At 72.0% G+C, this 5,414-nt stretch carries 5 protein-coding genes; 1 reads left to right on the top strand and 4 read right to left on the bottom strand.

The genetic code is table 11. The features are described 5' to 3' along the window. A partial coding sequence (locus tag G4D87_RS33080) for a tetratricopeptide repeat protein (RefSeq protein ID WP_163786674.1) occupies positions 1 to 645 on the top strand: 645 nt, incomplete at its 5' end. Positions 646 to 728: 83 nt separating this feature from the next. On the opposite strand, the gene G4D87_RS33075 is transcribed toward G4D87_RS33080, so the two are convergent. The 4 genes from G4D87_RS33075 to G4D87_RS33060 are packed head-to-tail and all read right to left on the bottom strand — an operon-like array spanning position 729 to position 5,393. Beyond that, a complete protein-coding gene (locus tag G4D87_RS33075) occupies positions 729 to 1,931 on the bottom strand; it encodes a GNAT family N-acetyltransferase (protein ID WP_163786673.1) in 1,203 nt (400 codons plus the stop codon). A gap of 52 nt (positions 1,932 to 1,983) precedes the next feature. After that, complete coding sequence (locus G4D87_RS33070; RefSeq protein WP_163786672.1) at positions 1,984 to 3,153, bottom strand: DegT/DnrJ/EryC1/StrS family aminotransferase; 1,170 nt, start codon at positions 3,151 to 3,153, stop codon at positions 1,984 to 1,986. Further along, positions 3,150 to 4,268, bottom strand: a complete 1,119-nt coding sequence (locus G4D87_RS33065) for a GNAT family N-acetyltransferase (protein ID WP_205507806.1) — start codon at positions 4,266 to 4,268, stop codon at positions 3,150 to 3,152. The genes G4D87_RS33070 and G4D87_RS33065 overlap by 4 nt, the downstream gene beginning before the upstream one ends. 39 nt (positions 4,269 to 4,307) lie before the next feature. Further along, positions 4,308 to 5,393, bottom strand: coding sequence for a gluconeogenesis factor YvcK family protein (locus G4D87_RS33060; protein WP_163786671.1), 1,086 nt, complete (start codon positions 5,391 to 5,393; stop codon positions 4,308 to 4,310). Positions 5,394 to 5,414 lie beyond the last annotated feature (21 nt).

Here is a 5,414-nt window from a genome sequence, read left to right as displayed (position 1 = left end):
CCCCAGGCCCCGGCCCCCACCGGGTGGGCGGCTCGCAATCCGCAGCTGGTGGGCGCGCTGTGGGGCGCGGGCATCGTGGTGTTCTTCGGCGGGCTGGGCTACCTGCTCGTCTCCGAGCAGCAGACGCGCACCGACGGCATGGAGGCCACCGGCCGCATGCCCCCGGGCGGCGCCGCCGCGCAGCCGCAGGGCGCGGGCATGAACGAGCAGCTGCAGGAAGGCCCGGAGATGCAGGAGGCTCGCGCGCGGCTGAACGCCAACGCCGGAGACGTGGACGCGGCGGCGCTGCTGAGCCACGAGCTCATCCGCCGTCAGCAGTTCGACGAGGCCGTGAAGGTCACCGCCAAGGGCCTGGCCGCGGACCCCTTCAACGTCGAGCTGAAGGTGCACCGCGGCGTGCTGCGCGCCACCCAGGGCGACATGGCCGGCGCCGAGGCGGAGCTGACGGAGCTGGTGGACACCTGGCCGGACGCGCAGGAGGCGCTCATCTTCCTGGGCAGCCTCGCCCTGCGCCGCGGCGACAAGGCCACCGCGCTGGCCTACTTCGAGCGCTTCTCCGTGGAAGTCCCGCGCAACATGCAGCCGCCGCAGCTCGGCCCCGCGATTGCCCAGCTCCGCGCGGAGGTCGCGGGCGGAATGCCCTGACGCGCGGCCGCCTGGACAGCACCCGCGGCGCCGCCCCAACCTCCCAGCGTGGTTGAGGCAGGCGCCGCTGGCGTTTTCAACACTCAGTGCACCGCGGCCCGCCGGCGGCGCAGGCGCCGCACCTTCTCCACCAGCGTGTCCGGCATCGCCGCCTTGGCGCCGTTGCGCAGCAGGCGCGCCAGGGCTTCGGACTGGGAGAACCAGCGCCCCTCCCACGTCCCGGCATGGACGCGCACGGACAGCGTGCGCCGCTGCTTGGACACCCAGTCGGACTTGTACGTCTCGGTGCCCCGGAGGAAGTCGTACTCCGTGAGGCCGGCCTCCATCGCGTCGCGGAACGTCTCGCCCACCAGCACCAGGCCCACGCTGCGGTTGCGCCACGCCGGGTCATAGCCGGACTGGAAGTACACGAAGCTGTCGCGGTGGAGGATGCCGTACACCGACGCCACGGCCTGGCCACCCACCTTCATCGTGTAGAGGCGCAGCCGGCCCCGCTCCGCCAGGAACTGGGTGGCATCGCGGTGGAACGCCTCCACGCCCGAGCCCTTGATGCCCTGCGAGCCCCCATCCGCGGCCCACCGCGCCGAGTGCAGGCGGAAGAAGTCCGTCAGCGGCGCCGCCAGCTCGCCCGGGGCATCCGTGCGCTCGATGCGGTAGCCCTCCTGCTTCTCCAGCCACTTGCGCCGCCGCAGGAAGTTGTCGCGGCGTCCCGTGCGCTTGAGGAACGCGTCGAAGGGCTCGCCCGGCGTCAGCGTGTCGTACGGACACACGTAGCGCGGCGCCACGCGGACGTCCTGCCCGAAGAAGGTGTCCCGGAGCACGTCCACCGTGGGCGAGTCCTCGCGCAGGTCCGACAAGTCCAACACGTCCCACTCGTCACGCAGCGCGTGCAGCATCCGCGCGAAGGCGCCCGCCACCTCGCGCTCACGGCCCCGCCGCGCCACGACATCCAGGTAGTCACTGCCGACGTGCGTCTCCCCCAGGAAGCTCAGCCGCCGCACCGACACGCCGGTGACGCCCAGGTACTCGACGCCCAGCGGCATCAAACCCACCAGCGTGCCCGCCGCGTCGCGCGCGGTCAGCACCAGCGGGCGCCGGCCCGTGGCGATGCGCCGGCACCACGGGTACACCCACTCCCAGGCATTGAAGGGCCCCGCGTCGCTCGCATCCATCAGCGCGGCCCACTCCTCCCGCATCCCCGCCAGCGTGGAGAGGCTGCCCACGGCGCCTACCTCCAGCCGGTGCGCGGCCCACGGTCCCTGTGACAGCTCATCCTCCCGAATCAACGCCCGTCCTCCCGGAGGGGCAGCCGCCCCTCCCCTGTCCCCTGAATGAACCTCAACCCGCGCGCTTCTTCGTCCGGTGGTCCGACTTCACGGCCTCGCGCACCGCGTGTGCCACGTCCGCCATCACCTCCGGCGTCAGGTCCTGGTGGCACGGAATCTCCACGATGGAGCGCCGCAGCTGCGCCACCTCCGGGAAGGCCGCGGCGTCACAGGCCGGGTGGAAGCGCTTCCAGAAGTCGATGGCGTCGATGCCCCACGCGCGCAGCCGCGCCAGCACCTCCGCCTTGTCCTGCACCACCAGCGGGTAGAACAGCGGGCAGGCGCCCGGCGGCAGCTGGTTGAACAGCGGCGGAGAGATGTCGCGCAGCCGGCCCAGCAGGAAGAAGTAGTTGCGGCGCCGCTGCTCGACGATGGCTTCCAGGTCCTGGGCCTGGGCAATCCGCTTCGTCAGCGGGCTCATGCCCAGGTCCACGTGCTTGCGGTCGAAGTGCTGCGTCCCCGTGGCCACGCGCTCGATGCTGGCCGCCTTCACGGTGCCATGCCCCAGCGTGCGCACGGCGCTGCGCAGGGCCCGGCCGGCCAGGCCGCCGCGCAGCTCCAGGTTCTGCAGCAGCGCGGACACCGTGTGGCTGAAGGTGGACGCGGACGGCGGCGCGGGCGGCTCCGGCAGGCTGTACTGGCGCGGGCCGTTGACGACCAGCGCGCCCCCATTGGGAACCGGGAGCGTCTTGTAGAGGCAGAAGATGCCCACGTCTCCCGTCGTGCCCAGCGGCACCGCGCCGTCGGAGGACAGCAGCGACAGCGCGCAGTCCTCGATGAGGATGAGGCCGTGCTGGTCCGCCAGCTCGCGCATCTGCGCGACGGGGCCCGGGAAGCCCGCGTAGTGCGTCAGGTACAGGGCCCGCGTCTTCGGGCCGATGCGCCGGGCCACGTCGTCCAGGTCCACGTCCCAGCGGCTGCCCACGCGGTAGAAGCGCGGCGTGGCGCCGGCGTCCACCAGGGCCTCCACCTCCACGCCGTGGTGGTAGGACGGCATCAGCACCTCGCCCGAGTCCAGCCCCAGCATCTTCACCGTCAGCCAGATGGCGTTGCGGGCGAAGTAGAAGTAGCGGACGTTGGGCGAGGAGAACGGCGGGAGCGCGCCGGGCTTGGGCCGCGACAGCAGCATGTGTGGCCACAGCGTGGGCAGTGACGGCACGAACAGCCGGCCAGAGTGCTTCATCGTCTCCATCGCGACACCACCTCTTTCACCGCGGGCCCCCACCGGAACTTGGCCGCACACAGCGCCCGGCCGAAGGGGGAGTCATTGAACACGTAGAGCCAGGTGTGGCGCCGGACCTCGTTCGTCCAGTCGCGCTTCCACACCATGTCCGGCCCCAGGAAGTCGAACTCGTGCAGGCCCCGGTCGATGCAGCTCCCGATGACCTCGTCCACCAGGAGCTGGCCCGGGCTGCACTCGCGCAGGCCTTCGTCGTAGCCGGGCTTCAGCAGGAAGTAGCGCCCGCCGTATTCCAGGCCGTAGTGGAAGGCCACCGGCCGGCCGTCCAGCCGGAGGAAGTACAGCGCCAGCCGCTGGCGGTAGGCCGCGTCCCGCGCCAGCTCCGTGTAGAAGCCGCGGGTGCGCGCGTCCTGCGCCATGGCCGTGCCGCGCGCGCCCTTCCAGCCGCTCTGCTCCAGCAGGAAGCCTTCCTCCAGCGCGCCCTCCAGGCCGAGCCCGCTGTCCACCCGCTCGAAGGTGAGGCGGCCCCGCTCCTCCAGCTTGCGGCGGCGACGACGGCAGTTGGCCTTGAACTTGGACTGCAGGCGCTTCTGGAAGGCATCGCGGGTCGCCGGCAGCGGCACGTAGGGCGAGCGCAGGGACTCCCACGCGCCCACGGCCATCCCGGACTCGCGCGCCACCGCGTGCAGCCGCCAGGCCATCCCACCGTCGGGGACATCCGTGAGCCGCAGCACATCCCAGCCACCGGCCGAGCGCAGGTGGGACACGAAGGCCGCCGCGGCGACCTCCGGCGCCTTCGCCACCAGGTCGAACCGGCAGGAGTGGGCGTTGGCCGCCGCGGACAGCTGCCGCACCGGGACGCCCAGCAGCGTCGTGCGCTCCTCCCACAGCGGGAGCACCGCGCCGAGGCTCCCGTCCGCGTCCCGCAGCGTCAGCACGCGCGGGTTCACACCGGGAACGAAGTTGTCCATCCAGACGCGGATGAACTCATGCCGGTAGAACAGCTCGTTGGAGGTGGCCTCCACGAGCGCGTTCCACTCGGACTCCAGGGCCATGAAGGCCGCGCGTCCCGTCACTTCGGTGACGCGCGGCGTGGCAGAAAGGTCTCTTGCTTCCATGTGGTGTCGGGCGCCCAAGGTGGTGATGGAGGTTCGCGGCTACAACCCGCTGCGGGCCATCTTCAGCAGGCAGGCGGCGACCTTGCGGCTGTCGTGTCGAATCCTGGACCCTGCCTTGAGGAGGTCCGCCTGCACCGGCACCACGCCCGCGCCAATCAAGTCTCGCGGGTGGGCCGACACGACGAACGAGCCGCGACGCGCATAGCGCCGGGTGGCCTCTTCCGTGGGCAGCGTGCCGTTGACGAGCACCGCGTCCAGCACCGGCCCCACGTGGTCCGAGACGGCCTGCACGTGGTCCAGGCAGGACATGCCGTCCGTCTCCCCGGGCTGCGTCATCAGGTTGGCCACCATGACCTTCAGCGCGCGCGTCTCCTTGAGCGCCTGGGCCACGCCGTCCACCAGCAGGTTGGGCAGCACGCTCGAGTACAGCGAGCCCGGGCCGATGGCGATGAGGTCCGCCGTGTAGATGGCCTCCAGCAGGCCCTCGGTGGGCGGCGGCGAGCGCGGGCTCAACGTGACGCGGCGCACCCGGCCGTGCGCGCGGCAGATGTTGCGCTCCCCCACCACCTCCGTGTCGTCATGCATCTGCGCCACCAGCTGCACGGACGCCAGCGTGGAGGGCAGCACATGGCCCCGGGCGCCCAGCAGCTCCCCGGACATGCGCACCGCCTCCATGAAGTCCCCCTTCAGCTCCGCGAGCGCGGCGATGAGCAGGTTGCCCACCGCGTGCCCCGCCAGGCCGCGCGCCCCGCCGAAGCGGAACTGGAAGACGTCCTTGAGCGCGTTCTTTCCACCCGCCAGCGCCACCAGGCAGTTGCGGATGTCGCCCGGAGGCAGCGCGCCGTGTTGGCGCCGCAGACGGCCAGAGCTGCCGCCGTCGTCGCTCATGGCCACCACCGCGGTGATGTCGATGCCGGGCTGCCGGGCCTTCGGCGTCGCACGCCGGGCCAGGCCGCGCAGCACCATGGGCAACCCCGTGCCTCCGCCGATGGCGACGATGCGCGTGGGCCGGTCCACCTGCCCCTGAAGCACCTCGTTGCCCTGGCCCTCCAGCTCCAGTTCCAGCCTGCGGCGGGCCTCCGCCCACTCCGCGGGCAGCGGCGCTTCCATGTCCATTCCCACCATGACGCTTACCCCCATCCACGA

The organism is Myxococcus vastator (assembly GCF_010894475.1).
GTDB classification, from domain to species: domain Bacteria; phylum Myxococcota; class Myxococcia; order Myxococcales; family Myxococcaceae; genus Myxococcus; species Myxococcus vastator.
The sequence above is the reverse complement of the archived record's forward strand: the minus strand, read 5'-3'. Positions and strand labels throughout refer to the sequence as shown.